Origin of the sequence: Budvicia aquatica DSM 5075 = ATCC 35567 (genome assembly GCF_000427805.1) — a bacterium.
Lineage (GTDB): Bacteria > Pseudomonadota > Gammaproteobacteria > Enterobacterales > Enterobacteriaceae > Budvicia > Budvicia aquatica.
In genome coordinates this window covers 19,228-36,145 of the sequence record NZ_ATYS01000032.1, presented here as the reverse complement: position 1 = coordinate 36,145, position 16,918 = coordinate 19,228, and the positions used below count along the sequence as shown (strand labels likewise).

Genomic DNA, 16,918 nt, shown 5'->3' with positions numbered 1-16,918 from the left:
GTAAATAAGGAAATAGAATGCCCGTTATAACTCTTCCTGATGGAAGCCAACGCCAATATGATCATGCTGTTTCAGTGATGGATATCGCCCGCGATATCGGCCCTGGTTTGGCGAAGGCCTGTATTGCCGGCCGAATTAATGGCGAACGTATTGATGCCTGTGATTTAATCGAGAACGACGCTAAATTAGAAATCATTACGGCAAAAGATGAGGATGGTTTAGAAATCATTCGTCACTCTTGTGCCCACCTATTGGGACATGCCATTAAGCAACTCTGGCCTGATACCAAAATGGCGATCGGCCCGACCATCGATAATGGTTTTTATTATGACGTTGATATTGATCGGGCGTTAAATCAGGAAGATCTTGATTTACTGGAACAGCGCATGCTGGAACTGGTCAAAAAAGATTACGACGTTATCAAGAAAAAAGTTAGCTGGCAGGAAGCCCGGGATACCTTTGAAGCCCGCGGTGAAATTTATAAGCTACGTATTTTAGATGAGAACATTGGCCGCGACGCCCATCCGGCGCTGTATCATCATGAAGAATATATCGATATGTGCCGTGGTCCGCACGTACCGAATATGCGCTTTTGTCATAACTTCAAATTACAAAAAGTTTCCGGTGCTTACTGGCGCGGCGACAGCAATAATAAGATGTTACAGCGCATTTACGGCACCGCGTGGGCCGATAAAAAGCAGCTTAGCGCATATCTACAGCGTTTAGAAGAAGCGGCCAAGCGTGACCATCGTAAGATTGGTAAGCAACTAGATTTGTATCATATGCAGGAAGAAGCACCGGGTATGGTGTTCTGGCATAATGACGGCTGGACGATTTTCCGTGAGCTTGAAGCCTTTGTGCGTATGAAGCTCAGAGAGTACGATTATCAAGAAGTTAAAGGTCCGTTTATGATGGATCGCGTGCTGTGGGAAAAAACCGGGCACTGGGAAAACTATAAAGAAGCCATGTTTACCACGTCTTCTGAAAATCGTGAGTACTGTATTAAACCGATGAACTGCCCGGGTCACGTGCAGATTTTCAATCAGGGTTTAAAATCATACCGCGATCTGCCGTTAAGAATGGCCGAGTTTGGTAGCTGCCATCGTAATGAACCATCAGGTTCTTTACACGGATTAATGCGGGTTCGTGGTTTTACTCAGGATGATGCCCATATTTTCTGTACTGAAGAGCAGGTGCGTTCTGAAGTCACCAGCTGCATTAAAATGGTTTATGACCTGTACAGCACCTTTGGATTCCAAAATATCAGCGTTAAATTGTCTACCCGTCCGGAAAAACGTATTGGTAGCGATGAAATCTGGGATAGGTCAGAGAAAGATCTGGCTGAAGCGCTCACTGCAAACGGCTTAGAGTTTGATTATCAGCCGGGTGAAGGTGCTTTCTACGGTCCTAAGATTGAATTTACTTTACACGATTGTTTGGATCGCGCATGGCAGTGTGGTACTGTGCAACTCGACTTTTCATTACCTGAGCGTTTAAGTGCTTCTTTCGTAGGTGAAGATAACGAGCGCCACGTGCCGGTTATGATTCACCGGGCCATTTTAGGCTCATTAGAGCGCTTTATCGGCATCTTAACTGAAGAGTGCGCAGGTTTCTTCCCGACATGGTTAGCACCTCAACAGGTTGTCGTGATGAATATCACTGATAGCCAGGCTGATTACGTCAGTGAATTAACCAAAAAACTGCAAGCTGCGGGCATTCGTGCAAAAGCGGACTTGAGAAATGAAAAAATAGGCTTTAAAATTCGCGAACATACTCTACGACGCGTGCCTTATATGTTAGTCTGTGGCGATAAAGAGGTTGAAGCCGGCAAAGTTGCTGTGCGCACCCGCCGCGGAAAAGACTTAGGCAGTCTTGACGTAAGTTACGTGATTGAAAAACTGCAACAAGAAATACGCAGTCGTAGTCTTAATCAACTGGAGGAATAAAGTATTAAAGGCGGAAAAAGAGTTCAAACAGCGCGTCCTAATCGCATTAACACAGAGATTCGCGCCCGTGAAGTTCGATTAACTGGCATCGATGGCGAGCAAATTGGGATTGTCAGTCTGAATGAAGCGCTGCAAAAAGCAGAAGAAGCAGGTGTTGATCTGGTAGAGATCAGTCCAAATGCTGAGCCGCCAGTTTGCCGTGTGATGGATTACGGCAAATTTCTCTATGAAAAGAGTAAGGCTACAAAAGAGCAGAAGAAAAAACAAAAAGTTGTCCAGATTAAGGAAATTAAATTCCGTCCTGGTACAGATGATGGCGACTATCAGGTCAAACTACGCAACCTGATTCGCTTTCTGGAAGATGGCGATAAAGCTAAGATCACACTGCGGTTCCGCGGTCGTGAGATGGCGCATCAGCAGATTGGTATGGAAGTGCTTAACCGCGTCCGTGACGATCTCGCCGAGTTGGCAGTTGTTGAATCCTACCCGAGTAGGATTGAAGGCCGCCAAATGGTGATGGTGCTCGCCCCTAAGAAGAAACAGTAAGGCATACAAGTAGTAAAACCCGAATGGTATTTATACCGTTCGGGTTTTATTCGCCCAACTGGTTCGTTTTATTAACAATGCGAAGTGGATATATTTACTATGCCAAAGATCAAAACAGTACGTGGCGCGGCTAAACGCTTTAAAAAGACTGCCTCTGGTGGTTTTAAGCGTAAGCACGCTAACCTACGTCATATTCTGACCAAAAAAGCAACTAAGCGTAAACGTCATCTACGTCCAAAAGGTCTGGTCTCTAAAGGGGATCTAGGTTTGGTCGTGGCATGTTTGCCATACGCATAACTTTTAATTCAGATATAACGATAGGAGAGAGCATATGGCTCGCGTAAAACGTGGTGTAATTGCACGTGCACGTCACAAGAAGATTTTAAAGCAAGCGAAAGGTTACTACGGTGCCCGTTCGCGCGTATATCGTGTTGCCTTCCAGGCAGTAATCAAAGCAGGACAATATGCTTACCGTGACCGTCGTCAACGTAAGCGTCAGTTCCGTCAGCTGTGGATTGCACGTATCAACGCTGCTGCACGTCAAAACGGTTTATCTTACAGCCGCTTCATCAATGGCCTGAAAAAGGCTTCTGTTGAAATCGACCGTAAGATCCTGGCTGATATCGCCGTATTCGACAAAGTGGCGTTTGCTGCTTTAGTTGAAAAAGCAAAATCAGTTCTGGCATAAGTCAGATAGAAGAGGGAGTTTATACTCCCTCTTTTACTTTTAATGGCTCATATAATTATTGGTAATGGTGAGAAATTAAAAGTAGTATTGTGTAGTTCCAATAAGTTATAAATATTTTCATTCTAATTAGCTCAAATAAAAGCAAGGTAATACAAGCATGAATGCTGTTATTTTCCGTTTCTTTTTTTACTTTAGCGCCTGAACTCAGGGGGCTTTGCGCGTAAGAGAAGAAACGAAAACTAGCGCTGAAAGCCTCCTATCAGGAGGCTTTTTTGTTGTTTTAAAATTTTGTTCTTAAGTCTTTATGTCTCATATCATTTACAGGGTTTGATTACCTAATTATTGGATCTCCGGAATCGGAAGAAGAGGAAAACAATGCCACATCTCGCTGAACTGGTTGCCAACGCAAAGGCAGCTATAGAAGAAGCCCATGATGTTGCCGCGTTAGATTTAGTTCGCGTGGAATATTTAGGCAAGAAGGGCCATCTGACCCTACAAATGACATCCCTGCGTGACGTTCCGGCTGAAGATCGCCCGGCTGCAGGGCAGGTGATCAATCAGGCTAAGCAAGAAGTACAGGATGCGCTGAACGCGCGTAAAAATATGCTGGAATCAGCAGCGCTGAACGCCCGCTTAGCGCAGGAAACTATCGACGTTTCTCTGCCCGGCCGTCGTATGGAAAACGGTGGGTTACATCCGGTGACCCGTACTATTGACCGTATTGCTGATTTCTTCGGTGAATTGGGTTTTGCCGTAGCTAACGGCCCTGAGATTGAAGATGATTATCATAATTTTGATGCGCTGAATATTCCGGCACATCATCCGGCCAGAGCCGACCATGATACCTTCTGGTTTGATGCCAAGCGTTTGTTACGTACCCAAACCTCAGGCGTGCAGATTCGGACCATGAATCACCAGCAGCCACCGATTCGCATTATTGCGCCGGGCCGGGTATATCGTAACGATTACGACCAAACCCACACGCCGATGTTCCACCAGATGGAAGGGCTGATTGTCGATAAAGATATCAGTTTCACCAACCTGAAAGGGACGATTCACGACTTCCTGCTTAACTTCTTTGAAGAAGATTTACAGATTCGTTTTCGCCCGTCCTACTTCCCGTTCACCGAGCCTTCTGCGGAAGTCGACGTTATGGGTAAGAATGGTAAGTGGTTAGAAGTATTAGGCTGCGGAATGGTCCACCCTAACGTATTACGCGGGGTGGGTATCGATCCTGAAGTCTACTCAGGTTTTGCTTTTGGCATGGGAATGGAACGCTTAGCGATGCTTCGTTACGGTGTCACAGACCTACGCGCCTTCTTCGAAAACGATCTTCGTTTCTTAAAACAATTCAAATAATAGCGGGAGCCAAAACATGAAATTCAGTGAATCCTGGTTGCGTGAATGGGTCAACCCTGCAATTAGTCGTGAAGAATTATCAGAACAGGTCACCATGGCCGGTCTGGAAGTGGACGGTGTTGAACCGGTAGCCGGTGAATTTACCGGCGTTGTTGTTGGGCGCGTCGTTGAGTGCGGACAACATCCGAATGCGGATAAGCTGCGGGTAACGAAAGTCGACGTTGGCGGTGACAGGCTGCTGGACATCGTTTGTGGAGCGCCAAATTGCCGTCAGGGATTAGTGGTGGCCTGTGCCACCGTCGGTGCCGTCTTACCGGGCGATTTCAAAATTAAAGCCGCTAAGCTTCGCGGCGAGCCATCTGAAGGCATGCTGTGCTCGTTTTCTGAACTGGGTATCAGTGAAGACCATAGTGGCATTATTGAGTTACCTGAAGATGCGCCAATTGGTCAGGACGTACGGGAATATCTCAAGCTTAATGACGTTACCGTAGAAATTAGCGTAACGCCTAACCGCGCTGACTGTTTAGGGATTATTGGTGTCGCCCGTGATGTGGCGGTGATCAATAAGCTGCCTCTTACCGAGCCGGATATGACACCGGTGGCGGCGTCAATACAAGACCAATTTCCTATTCAGGTTGAGGCGCCGGAAGTTTGCCCGCGCTATTTAGGTCGGGTCGTGAAAGGCATCAATGTTAAAGCTCCAACGCCATTATGGATGAGCGAAAAACTACGCCGCTGTGGTATCCGTTCAATCGATCCGGTGGTTGATGTAACCAACTACGTTCTGCTTGAACTGGGTCATCCGATGCACGCCTTTGATTTAAACCGCATTGACGGCGGAATCATTGTGCGTATGGCAAAAGAAGGCGAAGAACTGGTATTGCTTGATGGTAACAAAGTTAAGCTAAACCAAGATATCGTAGTGATTGCTGACCACCAGAAAACCCTGGCCTTAGGTGGCATTTTCGGTGGTGAACATTCAGGTGTTAATCAAGAAACTAAAGATGTCTTCCTTGAGTGCGCCTACTTTAATCCGCTAGCAATTGCCGGTCGTGCTCGCCGTTTTGGCCTGCATACCGATGCTTCTCATCGCTATGAGCGTGGCGTAGACCCGGCGCTTCAGGAACGTGCCATTGAACGCGCTACCCGCCTGTTATTAGATATTTGTGGCGGTCAGGCCGGACCGGTTATTGATGTAACGGATAAAACTCAGCTACCGAAGCAGGCTACCATTACGCTGCGTCGCCAGAAGTTAGATAAGCTGATTGGCTATGTCATATCCGATGAACAGGTTGCTGATATTCTGACCCGTTTAGGATGTAAGGTGACCAATAACGGTGATAGCTGGACCGCGGTGGCACCGACCTGGCGCTTTGATATGCAGATTGAAGAAGATCTGGTTGAAGAAATCGCCCGTGTATATGGCTATAACAGCATTCCGGATGTACCGTTACGCGCTGATTTAATTATGACCGCGCATCGTGAAGCAAATCTTCCACTGCGTCGGGTGAAAACGCTGCTGGTCGATCGTGGTTATCAAGAAGCCATTACCTATAGCTTTGTCGATCCTAAAGTACAAAGCCTATTACACCCTGATCAAGAAGCGTTAGTTTTACCGAGCCCGATTTCGATAGAAATGTCGGCTATGCGACTGTCCTTATGGACCGGGCTACTGAGCTCAGTGGTTTATAATCAGAACCGTCAGCAGGGCCGGGTACGCCTGTTTGAGAGTGGTTTACGCTTCGTTCCTGATGCAAACGCTGATCTAGGTGTTAAACAAGAATTAATGCTGGCCGGCGTTATCGCAGGAAATCGTTATGAAGAACATTGGGATCTTGCGCGGGAAGCAATTGACTTCTATGATTTAAAAGGCGATCTTGAAGCGGCATTAGAATTAACGGGTAAATTGTCTGAGATTGAATTTAAAGTCGAAGCGAACCCAGCATTGCATCCGGGCCAAAGTGCCGCGATTTATCTTAATGGCGAACACATTGGCTACATCGGTGTAGTGCACCCTGAGCTGGAGCGTAAGCTCGATCTCAACGGTCGTACAGTGGTGTTTGAACTGTTGTGGGACAAGGTCTCAGAACGTCGAGTACCGCTGGCTAAAGAGGTTTCCCGCTTCCCAGCGAACCGCAGAGATATTGCTATTGTTGTGGCTGAAAGCGTGCCCGCTGCCAATGTATTAGAATTATGCAAAAAAGTTGGCGTAAATCAGATGGTTGGCGTAAACTTATTTGACGTGTACCGTGGCAAGGGCGTACCAGACGGTTATAAGAGTCTGGCAATCAGTCTAACTTTACAAAATACCACGCGTACGCTAGAAGAAGAGGAAATTGCCGCTACCGTTGCAGAATGCGTAGAGGCACTGAAACAGCGATTCCAAGCATCCTTGAGAGATTGAACCTATGGCGCTTACTAAAGCTGAAATGTCTGAACACTTATGCGAAAAGCTGAACTTGAGCAAACGTGATGCAAAAGATCTCGTAGAACTATTTTTTGAAGAAGTCCGTAAGGCTTTAGAGAATGGTGAACAAGTCAAACTTTCCGGATTCGGTAATTTTGACCTGCGTGATAAGAGTCAACGTCCGGGGCGTAACCCGAAAACCGGCGAAGATATTCCAATCACTGCACGCCGGGTAGTTACTTTCCGTCCGGGGCAGAAGTTAAAGAGCCGGGTTGAGAACGCTACTCCTAAAGAATAAAGACATCAGATCAAAAAGGCCGCGCAAGCGGCCTTTTTCTTTTGTATCATGGCCTACCTGAAATGTTTAACGGCTAAGGCCTGACAAAGACATAAAAAAATGACTCTGCGCTTTACTCATCTTCAGCAACAGCAACAACGCAAAGACCGGCTAAAACTGAGTTTATTCGGCTTGTTGTTGGCGATCGCCTTTGTGGTTAGCCTGTCGGTTGGCGATATCTGGTTGCCTCCGTCAATGTGGATGAGTGAACAGGCCAAGCTATTTGTCTGGCAGCTTCGACTACCAAGAACCTTAGCAGTGATTGCCGTTGGCGCCGGTCTGGCCATGTCCGGTGCGGTCATGCAGTCTTTATTTGATAACCCCCTGTCTGAGCCCGGCTTATTGGGCATCGCTAACGGAGCCGGCGTCGCTTTGGTGCTAACCATATTGCTTGGCGGTGGTCTACTTCCGGTCTGGCTCCTCAGCCTTAACGCTATCCTCGGCGCATTAGTATTAACCCTGATCCTGCTGGCACTCTCCCGACGTAAATTATTATCCGGTTCTCGCTTGCTGCTTATCGGCTTTGCATTGGGGATTGCATGCAGCGCCATAATGACCTGGGCGGTTTATTTCAGTTCCAGCTTAGACTTACGTCAGCTGCTTTATTGGCTGATGGGCAGTTTTGGCGGTATAGGCTGGCAGCAAAAATGGCTGATACTGGCACTGAGCCCGGCACTTATCTGGCTGGTTTACCAAGGCAATAAGCTCAATTTAATTTCTTTAGGGGAAGATCAGGCCCGCCAGTTAGGCATTCCCTTAGTTATCTGGCGCAACCTTTTTGTTCTTATCATTGCATGGGTGGTGGGTGTCAGCGTGGCGCTGGCCGGTATTATCGGTTTTATCGGGCTGATTATTCCTCATATGCTTCGCCTCGCGGGAATTACTGACCATCGCTATTTACTTACCGGCTGTGCGTTAGCCGGGGCCAGCATCTTATTACTGGCTGATTTAATGTCACGAATTGTTCTTTCATCTGCCGAGCTGCCCATTGGGGTGATTACCTCAACCTTAGGCGCTCCTCTGTTTATCTGGATGCTATTGCGCAATGCTAAAACTTACTGATGTCAGCTTACCGCCAAGATTATCGGGGATCTGTACTTCGGCCGAGTGCGGAAAGCAGATACATATTATTGGCCCGAACGGGGCAGGTAAGAGCACCTTGCTCTCGTGTATCGCAGGCTTGCTGCCCTTTAAGGGAAGCATTGAGTTCAATAACGGCAATCTTGATGATTACAGCGGAACAGAACTGGCCCGTTTACGCGCCTATTTAAGCCAGCAGCAGGCCAATCGTTCGATGATGAGGGTATTCCAATATCTGGCCCTGCATCAGCCTAAACGGGCAAATACTCACGACGTTGAAGACGTGCTGCTTTTTCTGGCACAACAGCTGAATTTGTCAAATAAGCTGGAACGCTCGCTGTCTCAATTATCCGGCGGTGAATGGCAGCGGGTTCGCCTGGCGGCGATATTTCTGCAGGTTTGGCCTTCAATTAACCCCGACAGCCTTATTCTGTTACTCGACGAACCGATGAATAGCCTCGATGTGGCTCAGCAGTCAGCGCTTAATCGCCTGATTCGACTCTTCTGCTCACAAGGCCGCACAGCCATTGTCAGCGCCCATAATTTAAACCACACCCTCCATCATGCCGATGAAGTTTGGATGCTGGAACGCGGTCGTTTAGTTTTAGCCGGAAGCGTCACTCAAGTTATGCACCCTGAAAATATTGAGCCGGTATTTGGCGTCAAGTTTGATCTTTTCAGTAGCGGAGATCAGCGTTGGTTAATGCCAAAAGATTTTGATGGGGATGATGTCATACTAAATTAGACCATTTGCTTAAAAGTGATATTATCACTTCAGAACAAAAATAGGTGACGCAATAACTCACTAACTGACTCAGTATCCTAAGTCAGAACCCAATAATGACAGCCTTAAATACTCATGTTGTGTTATTTGTCTCCGGTTGGTAGCCGCGCAGCCAGACGAAAATAATTTCGGAGACAGCCCAAACGATGCACAAACGTAGAACCTCACCGCAACGACCTCAAAAAATAACCCTCTCAGGCAAAAACAAAAATACCCTGACGCCGCTGTCTGTTGCCGGATTTTCTGAAAATGATATCAATACGCTGAATAAATCCGCTGTCAGTTTTATTATCCATAACCTCCAAAATCAGCCGGAAGAAGTATTAGTCGAAGTATGGAACCGGGGGACTCTGGTATTCAGTGATAATCAGGCGATTTGCTTACCGGCTAACGACAGCTATTACTGGATCTGGGATGGTTACGGCAATGATGACATTCTGGATACCAAGGTGCTTAAAAGCCCGGACTTATTGATTCGGTTAACGGTAAGGCACAATGAAAGCTCAGTGGTATATGACTGTCCGTTAAATAACTCGGCGGCTAAAGTTCGTTGGTTAGACGTTCGGATCGATCGTGGTGCTTATGTGGTTGATGTAACCCTTCGCCCATCATTTTCATATGGCGGGATGAGTGGTCAATGTGCCGCAGTGATAGCAAAAAGCTACGCTGAATTAGAGCAGTTGGCCAAAGAGGGCATCGAGCGGTTTTGGTCACGGGATGGGCGTTTGGCGCAGGGAATAGGCGAAAGCATTATAACCCGTGAAGGTGAGTTTAACGTTCGAATAACGGCAGATATTAATGCAGAGCCAAAAATGGCTAATTTCAAACTGATTGATCGTATAAGCGCAAGGTTCGGGCGTTCGACCAGCTTAGTTCTGCTACGACGGGTTTATTACAATTCGGGTTTCTATAGCCATAAGCTTGCCGATAGTGGCCAATCAGCCAACAAAGCCACTGTGTTAACCAGTCAAAAATTCCAACTTACCGCAGCCCATGAAGTGGGGCACCTTATACTGGACAACTTTACCCGATTTACTTTTAGGCGTGACTATTCGTGGTCGCATAAAGGAACATCAACCCAATATACTCAGGTCGCATTAAAAAATACGCCGATGCCCAGAACCGGAGAGATTGATTTGATGAAATATTCTGACAATCCGGTATCGATGCAACAGCAGTGGTTGCATACCGTTGCCAGCGCGGAGGATGTAAAAGGATTAATCGGTCTTGCCAGCGTTGTTTTTAGCCTTAAGGGCTGAATGATTAAAAGCCCGAAGATTTACCCTCAGGCTTTTTAACATTATTAATTAGCCATATTAATTAGCCATAAATCCCTTTAGGACTGCCTTCACCGCTGCCCGGCGTTGAGATCCTGCCCTTAAACTCCCGCCATAAATTCACTACCCGTTGCAGGTCTTCGCGGGATACGTTCATATGGGTGACCAGACGCGTTACCGGTCCGGCATTGATTAATATTCCGCGCTGTTTCATCCACGGGCCGAGCTGACTTATTTCATTTGCCGGCAGGCGCAGGAAAACCATATTGGTCTGGGCTCCGGGAGCCTGAACGTCGATGCCTAGCGCAGCCAGCTGTTCGGCCAGCCATTGGGCGTTGTCGTGATCTTCACGCAGGCGTTCTACGTTGTGATGCAAAGCATAAATCGCACCCTGAGCCAGAATACCGGCCTGGCGCATTCCGCCACCGACCATTTTACGCCAGCGTCGGGCCTGTTTAATATATTCAGTACTGCCGCATAGCAGAGAACCAACGGGGGCTCCGAGGCCTTTTGACAGGCAGATAGTCAGGGTGTCGCAATATTGAGTCAGGGTAGTTAACGGCACTTTCATGGCCACCGCAGCATTGAATATGCGCGCTCCGTCAACGTGCAGCGCCAGATTCTTTTTGCGGGTGAAAGCCCAAGCCTGATGGAGATAATCCAGCGGCAGTACTTTGCCATTATGGGTGTTTTCTAAACACAGCAGGCGGGTGCGGGCAAAATGGATATCGTCCGGCTTAATCACGCTGGCAACCACATCGAGCGGCAGCGTGCCATCGGCGGCGGCATCAATAGGCTGCGGCTGGATGCTGCCAAGCACGGCGGCACCGCCGGCTTCAAACATATAGTTATGGGCCTTCTGCCCGACAATATACTCTTCACCGCGCTGACAGTGAGTCAGCAGGGCGACTAAATTAGCCTGTGTACCCGTAGGTAAAAACAGCGCAGCCTCTTTACCTGAAAGCGCTGCCGCTTCTTGTTCTAGCTGATTAATGCTGGGATCGTCACCATAAACATCATCGCCTACCGCAGCGTCTGCCATCGCCTGACGCATGGCTTTGCTTGGTTGAGTTACTGTATCGCTTCGTAGGTCTATCATATTGGCGGGTACCTTAATTATTATAGAATTGCAGAGTGATGTAAGGCGGTTATCTGTTTATACGAATCACATTCTTTATACCAAATAATATCTCCCTGTAGTTAACTATTCGCATCCGCTTATAAACAATAATGATCTGTTACATTTTGGCCTGTTTCTGTAGTCTGTTTTATGACGGGAAAATAAAGTTCTTCAGGCATTGATGATGACGAGAGTGATAATCAGAGGGATAAATGTTACTGACAGTTGAAGATATTGAAGGCCGGTTAAGTACCAAGTTTTCCGCTTTTAACGGTGAGCTTGACGATCTTAAGTTATTAAGGCCAACGGAGCCTGTTTTGGGTATTGAACAAATGGAAAAACAGCTTGGTATCCAATTACCCGAAGATTTTTTATCTTTTATTATGGCTTATAATATTGATAACCTCTCATTAGGAAGAGTGGCATTTGGCTGTGGAAAATCCTACCCGAGCTTTATCATTGAGATGAATCAGTATAACGGCTTTAACCACTGGTGGTTAGGGGATAACCGGCCGGAGGGCATTGTTGTCATTGCCATATCTGATCCTTACACCATTTTATTAAATACGCTGGATAAGCGAGTTTATGCCATGACCAGTGAATCAACTATGGATGAGTTTGAATTAGTGGCAACCAACTTTAATCTGTTTATCCGTGCACTCGGCTCACTATTTTTGAATACGGCAACGGTTGATGAGATTAGAAAAGAGGTTGGTGCTGATAGCCGGACGGAATTTTGGCAAATTATGGCCGTTTAGCCATGGTATTATTTTGGGGCAGATAAACAGGTTATTTGAGTTAACGCTGAAATAAGAAATGACTTTAAATAAATACCCAATGGTGGATTAAACCGCCATAATCACTAAAAATATTACCAATATCACAGATATTCCCGCTGGGTATATTGTATTCCTCGGCTATTTAAGCTAATTATTACTTTATTGCGTGCATAAAAGTTGGAGAGACGCGGACCGATGCATTTACGTTACTTATTGATGTTGGTCATACTGGTATTAGCCGGGTGTTCCAGCCATGCGCCGCCGCCGACCGGCAAACTGTCGGATCCGATATTTGTTCTTGCTCAATTAAAAGAGCAGCATCGTGAATGGCGCGGGGCACCTTATCGCTACGGTGGTCTGGCTCGCAGCGGCGTTGACTGCTCGGGTTTTGTTTACCGGACCTTTCAGGATAAATTCAATATTAACCTCCCTCGAACCACCAAACTTCAGGCGGAGATCGGATCTAAAGTCTCTCGTGATGAGCTGATGCCCGGTGATTTAGTGTTCTTTAAAACCGGCAGAGGGGAGAATGGATTACACGTTGGGGTTTATGACGCTGACGGTGCCTTTTTACACGCATCAACCAGTAAAGGGGTGATGATTTCATCATTGAATAGCCCGTATTGGAAAAATGCGTACTGGCAATCCCGTCGTTTATAATTATCTGACCGTGGCCGGTTGGCTTAAGCATAAGGAAACCGGCATTGTCCCGTTCTGAACGCCTGCTCGAATTACTTCAATTATTACGCGGCCACCGCTACCCGGTGAGCGGTGTCGATCTTGCGGCTAAGTTGGGTATCAGCCTGCGCACGCTTTATCGCGATATTCGCAGCTTACAGGCTCAGGGGGCACCGATCGAAGGTGAAGCAGGGCTTGGCTACGTGCTTCGGGCCGGATTTGTTCTGCCGCCGCTGATGTTTACTCCCGATGAAATAGAAGCGTTGGTGCTTGGTGCCCGATGGGTCTCTGAGCGAACGGATGCTGAACTGGCTGAAGGGGCTCGCCGGGCGTTATCCAAGATCTCGGCGATTGTCACACCTGAGTTACGCTATCGTTTAGAAGAGTCAGCCTTGCTGATAGGTCCGAAAGGCGAAGACCAGCTCTATCTGTCTCAGATTCTTAAAATCCGCAAAGCTATTGAGTCTGAATTTAAACTTCTTATCAGCTATGGTGATAAAGACCGCCAACGTACGCAGCGCGTTATTTGGCCGTTTGCCATTGGATTTTTTGACGATGTGCGGGTGGTTATGGCCTGGTGTGAGTTAAGAAGTGATATTCGTCATTTCAGAATAGACCGGATTAAAGAATTGGTTGTTACCGAAGACGTTTATCCGCAGCGGCGTCAACAGCTGCTCAACGCATGGTATAAGTTAAATAACATTTCCCGTAAGTGATGATATCCTACTGACAAAAACTGTCACTCTCCGAGTTTAATATGCCTGTTATCAGGTGTACCTGATATACCCATCAATTTAAGGAGAGCATCATGTCAGAACCCAGCTTATTTATTCTTTATGTCGATAGCCCGACGGCCAGCAAAGATTTCTATCAAGATTTACTCGGGCTGACATTGTTAGAAGCCTCACCGACCTTTGCCATGTTTCGTCTGTCATCCGGCGTGATGCTTGCACTATGGTCTAAGCATACGGTGGAACCGAAGGCCGGGCAAATCACCGCCAGCGGAGAATATGCTATCTCGGTTGAATCTGTCGCAATGGTTGATGAATACCATCAGCGCTGGAGTGAAAAGGGCGTCACTATTATTCAGCGCCCGCAGCAGATGGATTTTGGCTATACCTTTACTGCAACGGATCCTGATGGTCACCGGTTGCGCGTACTTTCGATAATCTAAATGACTCGTTACTGGATTGCCGTGGCTTGTTATGAACATGTAAGAATTGGCCGGGAAGGTGGCTTTATGCAGGTATGCCATGGTAAAGCCACCCCGTTAAAACGGCTGCGGGAAGGGGATATTGTGGCTTACTATTCTCCTACTGAACGTTTAGGCGAAAAGTCTCCGTGCCAGTCATTCACTTCGATTGGCCGGGTGGCTGGCGGTGAACCTTATCAGGTTCATATGTTTGATGAGTTCTATCCCTATCGTCGTGACGTAGTCTGGTTCGACGCTCAGGTTGCCCCGATTAGACCACTGTTGGCCAGATTAGAGTTTGCTTGTGCAAATGTGACCGGCGGCAGAAACTGGGGATACCAACTTCGCTTTGGGTTGTTTGACGTCAGCGAACGGGATATGAGAACCATCGCTTCAGCCATGTCAGCCAGAGAGCGAGATCGTGCTCTACCAGCCTGATATTAAGGCATAAGGCAGCACAAACGGGCGGGAAAAATGGCCCGTTTGTGCTATTATCAAGCATTCCAACTATGCGGATATTATTGCCTATGTCTTCTCTACGCCTTTTGATTTCTGATTCTCACGATCCATGGTTCAACCTTGCGGTTGAAGAGTGCATTTTCCGCCAGATGCCGGCGACTCAGCGAGTGCTGTTTTTATGGCGAAATGCCAATACGGTGGTGATCGGTCGGGCTCAAAATCCGTGGAAAGAGTGCAATACGCGAAGAATGGATGAAGACAATATCAAACTGGCACGGCGCAGCAGCGGTGGCGGGGCAGTGTTCCACGATTTAGGCAATACCTGCTTTACCTTTATGGCCGGCAAACCTGAGTATGACAAAACCGTGTCTACCACCATTGTGGTTAATGCGCTGAAGGCGTTTGGGGTTAATGCTAATGCTTCCGGACGTAACGATCTGGTCGTTGCGACGCCAGAGGGTGAAAGAAAAGTCTCCGGCTCAGCCTATAAAGAGACCATGGATCGCGGTTTTCATCACGGCACTTTGCTGCTCGATGCCGACCTCACTCGTTTGGCGGATTACCTCAATCCTGATGCTAAAAAGCTTCAGGCCAAGGGAATTTCATCGGTGCGCGGCAGAGTGGCTAATTTAAGTGAATTAGTGCCGGGCATAACGCATAAAATGATATGTGACGCCGTCACTAAATCCTTTTTTGACCACTATGGCGAACACACTGAGGCTGAGATTATCTCTCCTGATGCCTTACCTGATTTACCTAATTTTGTTGAAACCTTCGCTCGCCAGAGCAGTTGGGAATGGAATTTCGGCCAAGCCCCGGCCTTTACCCACTTACTGGATCAGCGCTTTGTTTGGGGTGGCGTAGAGATTCACTTTGATGTAGAAAAAGGCCATATCACCCGCAGCCAGGTTTTCACCGACAGCCTGAACCCGGCTCCGCTTGAACAGTTGGCTAAAAATCTGCAGGGCTGTATTTACCACAGCGATGCCCTAAAAGCACAGTGCGACGGGCTGATAGCCGATTATCCGCAACAGGAAAAAGAACTTAAAGAGTTGGGAAACTGGATTGCTGAAATAGTGCGGTAGAGACGTTATGTGCAATTTGATCAATACAATAAAAATAGAAAAAGTTGTCGAAAACAAGAAACAGTTCCTTGACTTGTTGCTATTGGCCGACGAGCAGGAAAATATGATTGATAAGTATTTACCGACTGGTGACTTGTTTGCTTTATATGATAATGAGCTGAAAAGCGTTTGCGTTGTCGTACCTATAGACAGCGAAACCTGCGAATTGAAAAACATAGCGACATACGAAAATGAGCAAGGTAAAGGCTATGGTAAGGCATTGATAAAATTTATTTTTGATTTTTACAAAGACAACTATAAGACAATGCTTGTCGGAACAGGGGAAACACCCACAATTTTGTCATTTTATGAAAGTTGCGGATTTGAAAAATCATATCGAGTGAAGAACTTTTTTACCGATAATTACCACCGGCCAATTTTTGAGGAAGGAATACAGCTTGTTGATATGATTTATCTGAAGAAAAATTTATGTGAGAAACAGAGCGCCATATCACCCCGCAGTCAGATTTTTACCGAAGGCCTGAACTAAACCGTTGGCTAAAGAGGCGGATTGCTGAGGTAGTACGGTAAATTGGCCTTTTCTAAAGTAACTCATCGTCAATAGTGGCAGAGTTGCTACAATGGAATCAAATGGACTTGGACCCAGCGTAATATTAAATTAAACGTTACTGTACTTAGAACTTTATTGTTTTTGATAACTATAGCCGCGATAATTAATTTTTCTCATAACTTCTATATTTATTATCCGGATTTACCATTCTTATTTAAAATACAAAATATATTTACAATATTAATGTGCCTTTGTTTCTCTATTTTATTTGTTTGCAATAAGAGATAAAGAAGTTAATTCTATTCTTTGTGACTATTATAGTTGCTTCAAGTTTACAAGAAAAAATAGAAAGTATAATTATATGTTTCTTTTTTGCTCTATTTTCTTATCTTATGCCCACTATTGGCTTTCTTCTGTGACTTTTATTCTTCTATCTACTCTTCTAATGAAAATATATAGTATATCAAGTCGGTTAAGTGTAGATATGATTACCTACATAAGCTTTACAGCCAACTTGTTATTTTTTATGGTTTTTTCAATTCCTCTGCTATCAATTATATTGAATATATTAGATAAAACTAATGGATTAAAAGCAAAAGAAGAATGAAATAAACAAGCCAATGTCTATAAG

19 protein-coding genes and 1 other annotated feature are annotated in these 16,918 nt (G+C 46.3%); of the genes, 18 read left to right on the top strand and 1 reads right to left on the bottom strand.

The features are described 5' to 3' along the window. Positions 1-17 precede the first annotated feature (17 nt). The 11 genes from thrS (at position 18) to YWE_RS27310 (ending at position 10,406) form a co-directional block, all read left to right on the top strand. Positions 18-1,946: a threonine--tRNA ligase gene (gene thrS, locus YWE_RS0113580; protein WP_029095036.1), complete on the top strand. Its 1,929-nt coding sequence runs from the start codon at positions 18-20 to the stop codon at positions 1,944-1,946. 3 nt (positions 1,947-1,949) lie between these two features. Beyond that, on the top strand, positions 1,950-2,492 hold the full coding sequence (gene infC, locus YWE_RS29630) for a translation initiation factor IF-3 (RefSeq protein ID WP_071605873.1): 543 nt from the start codon (positions 1,950-1,952) through the stop codon (positions 2,490-2,492). Between the two features lie 99 nt (positions 2,493-2,591). Next, positions 2,592-2,789 carry a 50S ribosomal protein L35 gene (gene rpmI, locus YWE_RS0113570; RefSeq protein WP_029095034.1) on the top strand — a complete coding sequence of 66 codons (198 nt, stop codon included), beginning with the start codon at positions 2,592-2,594 and terminating at the stop codon, positions 2,787-2,789. 34 nt (positions 2,790-2,823) lie between these two features. Beyond that, complete coding sequence (gene rplT, locus YWE_RS0113565) at positions 2,824-3,180, top strand: 50S ribosomal protein L20 (RefSeq protein ID WP_029095033.1); 357 nt, start codon at positions 2,824-2,826, stop codon at positions 3,178-3,180. Between the two features lie 152 nt (positions 3,181-3,332). Further along, positions 3,333-3,457, top strand: a sequence feature (Phe leader region). Next, a complete protein-coding gene (gene pheM, locus YWE_RS30445) occupies positions 3,338-3,382 on the top strand; it encodes a pheST operon leader peptide PheM (RefSeq protein ID WP_153071450.1) in 45 nt (14 codons plus the stop codon). (Overlaps the previous feature by 45 nt.) A 98-nt stretch (positions 3,458-3,555) precedes the next feature. Further along, the gene (pheS, locus tag YWE_RS0113560; protein WP_029095032.1) at positions 3,556-4,539 is read left to right on the top strand and encodes a phenylalanine--tRNA ligase subunit alpha; all 984 of its coding nucleotides are present in this window, start codon (positions 3,556-3,558) and stop codon (positions 4,537-4,539) included. A 16-nt stretch (positions 4,540-4,555) separates the two neighbouring features. After that, positions 4,556-6,943 (top strand): phenylalanine--tRNA ligase subunit beta, encoded by a 2,388-nt coding sequence (pheT, locus tag YWE_RS0113555; protein WP_029095031.1) that lies wholly within the window; start codon positions 4,556-4,558, stop codon positions 6,941-6,943. A gap of 4 nt (positions 6,944-6,947) precedes the next feature. Next, positions 6,948-7,244 carry an integration host factor subunit alpha gene (gene ihfA, locus YWE_RS0113550; protein ID WP_029095030.1) on the top strand — a complete coding sequence of 99 codons (297 nt, stop codon included), beginning with the start codon at positions 6,948-6,950 and terminating at the stop codon, positions 7,242-7,244. Between the two features lie 99 nt (positions 7,245-7,343). Next, complete coding sequence (gene btuC / locus YWE_RS0113545) at positions 7,344-8,345, top strand: vitamin B12 ABC transporter permease BtuC (protein ID WP_029095029.1); 1,002 nt, start codon at positions 7,344-7,346, stop codon at positions 8,343-8,345. Further along, positions 8,329-9,108 carry a vitamin B12 ABC transporter ATP-binding protein BtuD gene (gene btuD, locus YWE_RS0113540; protein ID WP_029095028.1) on the top strand — a complete coding sequence of 260 codons (780 nt, stop codon included), beginning with the start codon at positions 8,329-8,331 and terminating at the stop codon, positions 9,106-9,108. The genes btuC and btuD overlap by 17 nt, the downstream gene beginning before the upstream one ends. A 185-nt stretch (positions 9,109-9,293) precedes the next feature. Continuing rightward, complete coding sequence (locus YWE_RS27310) at positions 9,294-10,406, top strand: hypothetical protein (protein WP_051323340.1); 1,113 nt, start codon at positions 9,294-9,296, stop codon at positions 10,404-10,406. A gap of 61 nt (positions 10,407-10,467) precedes the next feature. Here the strand turns inward: YWE_RS27310 and ltaE are convergent, their stop codons facing one another. Next, positions 10,468-11,523, bottom strand: coding sequence for a low-specificity L-threonine aldolase (ltaE, locus tag YWE_RS0113530; protein WP_029095027.1), 1,056 nt, complete (start codon positions 11,521-11,523; stop codon positions 10,468-10,470). A gap of 233 nt (positions 11,524-11,756) precedes the next feature. Here ltaE and YWE_RS0113525 point away from each other — a divergent pair, with 233 nt between their 5' ends. From YWE_RS0113525 to YWE_RS27305, 7 genes are all read left to right on the top strand, one after another. Next, positions 11,757-12,302: an SMI1/KNR4 family protein gene (locus YWE_RS0113525; protein ID WP_029095026.1), complete on the top strand. Its 546-nt coding sequence runs from the start codon at positions 11,757-11,759 to the stop codon at positions 12,300-12,302. Positions 12,303-12,518: 216 nt separating this feature from the next. Continuing rightward, the gene (locus YWE_RS0113520) at positions 12,519-12,983 is read left to right on the top strand and encodes an NlpC/P60 family protein (RefSeq protein WP_029095025.1); all 465 of its coding nucleotides are present in this window, start codon (positions 12,519-12,521) and stop codon (positions 12,981-12,983) included. Between the two features lie 44 nt (positions 12,984-13,027). After that, on the top strand, positions 13,028-13,717 hold the full coding sequence (locus YWE_RS0113515) for a helix-turn-helix transcriptional regulator (protein ID WP_029095024.1): 690 nt from the start codon (positions 13,028-13,030) through the stop codon (positions 13,715-13,717). A 92-nt stretch (positions 13,718-13,809) separates the two neighbouring features. Beyond that, positions 13,810-14,175 carry a VOC family protein gene (locus tag YWE_RS0113510; protein ID WP_029095023.1) on the top strand — a complete coding sequence of 122 codons (366 nt, stop codon included), beginning with the start codon at positions 13,810-13,812 and terminating at the stop codon, positions 14,173-14,175. Next, a complete protein-coding gene (locus YWE_RS0113505; RefSeq protein WP_029095022.1) occupies positions 14,176-14,631 on the top strand; it encodes an EVE domain-containing protein in 456 nt (151 codons plus the stop codon). An 89-nt stretch (positions 14,632-14,720) separates the two neighbouring features. Further along, positions 14,721-15,737 (top strand): lipoate--protein ligase, encoded by a 1,017-nt coding sequence (lplA, locus tag YWE_RS0113500; protein ID WP_029095021.1) that lies wholly within the window; start codon positions 14,721-14,723, stop codon positions 15,735-15,737. 7 nt (positions 15,738-15,744) lie between these two features. Beyond that, positions 15,745-16,266 carry a GNAT family N-acetyltransferase gene (locus tag YWE_RS27305; protein WP_227659955.1) on the top strand — a complete coding sequence of 174 codons (522 nt, stop codon included), beginning with the start codon at positions 15,745-15,747 and terminating at the stop codon, positions 16,264-16,266. Positions 16,267-16,918 lie beyond the last annotated feature (652 nt).

Bases quoted from the DNA above. Each gene is read 5' to 3' on its own strand.
- lplA (WP_029095021.1), top strand. From the start codon at position 14,721: ATGTCTTCTCTACGCCTTTTGATTTCTGATTCTCACGATCCATGGTTC.
- btuD (WP_029095028.1), top strand. From the start codon at position 8,329: ATGCTAAAACTTACTGATGTCAGCTTACCGCCAAGATTATCGGGGATC.
- YWE_RS0113510 (WP_029095023.1), top strand. From the start codon at position 13,810: ATGTCAGAACCCAGCTTATTTATTCTTTATGTCGATAGCCCGACGGCC.
- YWE_RS0113520 (WP_029095025.1), top strand. From the start codon at position 12,519: ATGCATTTACGTTACTTATTGATGTTGGTCATACTGGTATTAGCCGGG.
- YWE_RS0113505 (WP_029095022.1), top strand. From the start codon at position 14,176: ATGACTCGTTACTGGATTGCCGTGGCTTGTTATGAACATGTAAGAATT.
- ltaE (WP_029095027.1), bottom strand. From the start codon at position 11,523: ATGATAGACCTACGAAGCGATACAGTAACTCAACCAAGCAAAGCCATG.
- YWE_RS27305 (WP_227659955.1), top strand. From the start codon at position 15,745: ATGTGCAATTTGATCAATACAATAAAAATAGAAAAAGTTGTCGAAAAC.
- rplT (WP_029095033.1), top strand. From the start codon at position 2,824: ATGGCTCGCGTAAAACGTGGTGTAATTGCACGTGCACGTCACAAGAAG.
- pheS (WP_029095032.1), top strand. From the start codon at position 3,556: ATGCCACATCTCGCTGAACTGGTTGCCAACGCAAAGGCAGCTATAGAA.
- rpmI (WP_029095034.1), top strand. From the start codon at position 2,592: ATGCCAAAGATCAAAACAGTACGTGGCGCGGCTAAACGCTTTAAAAAG.
- YWE_RS27310 (WP_051323340.1), top strand. From the start codon at position 9,294: ATGCACAAACGTAGAACCTCACCGCAACGACCTCAAAAAATAACCCTC.
- ihfA (WP_029095030.1), top strand. From the start codon at position 6,948: ATGGCGCTTACTAAAGCTGAAATGTCTGAACACTTATGCGAAAAGCTG.
- btuC (WP_029095029.1), top strand. From the start codon at position 7,344: ATGACTCTGCGCTTTACTCATCTTCAGCAACAGCAACAACGCAAAGAC.
- thrS (WP_029095036.1), top strand. From the start codon at position 18: ATGCCCGTTATAACTCTTCCTGATGGAAGCCAACGCCAATATGATCAT.
- YWE_RS0113525 (WP_029095026.1), top strand. From the start codon at position 11,757: ATGTTACTGACAGTTGAAGATATTGAAGGCCGGTTAAGTACCAAGTTT.
- pheT (WP_029095031.1), top strand. From the start codon at position 4,556: ATGAAATTCAGTGAATCCTGGTTGCGTGAATGGGTCAACCCTGCAATT.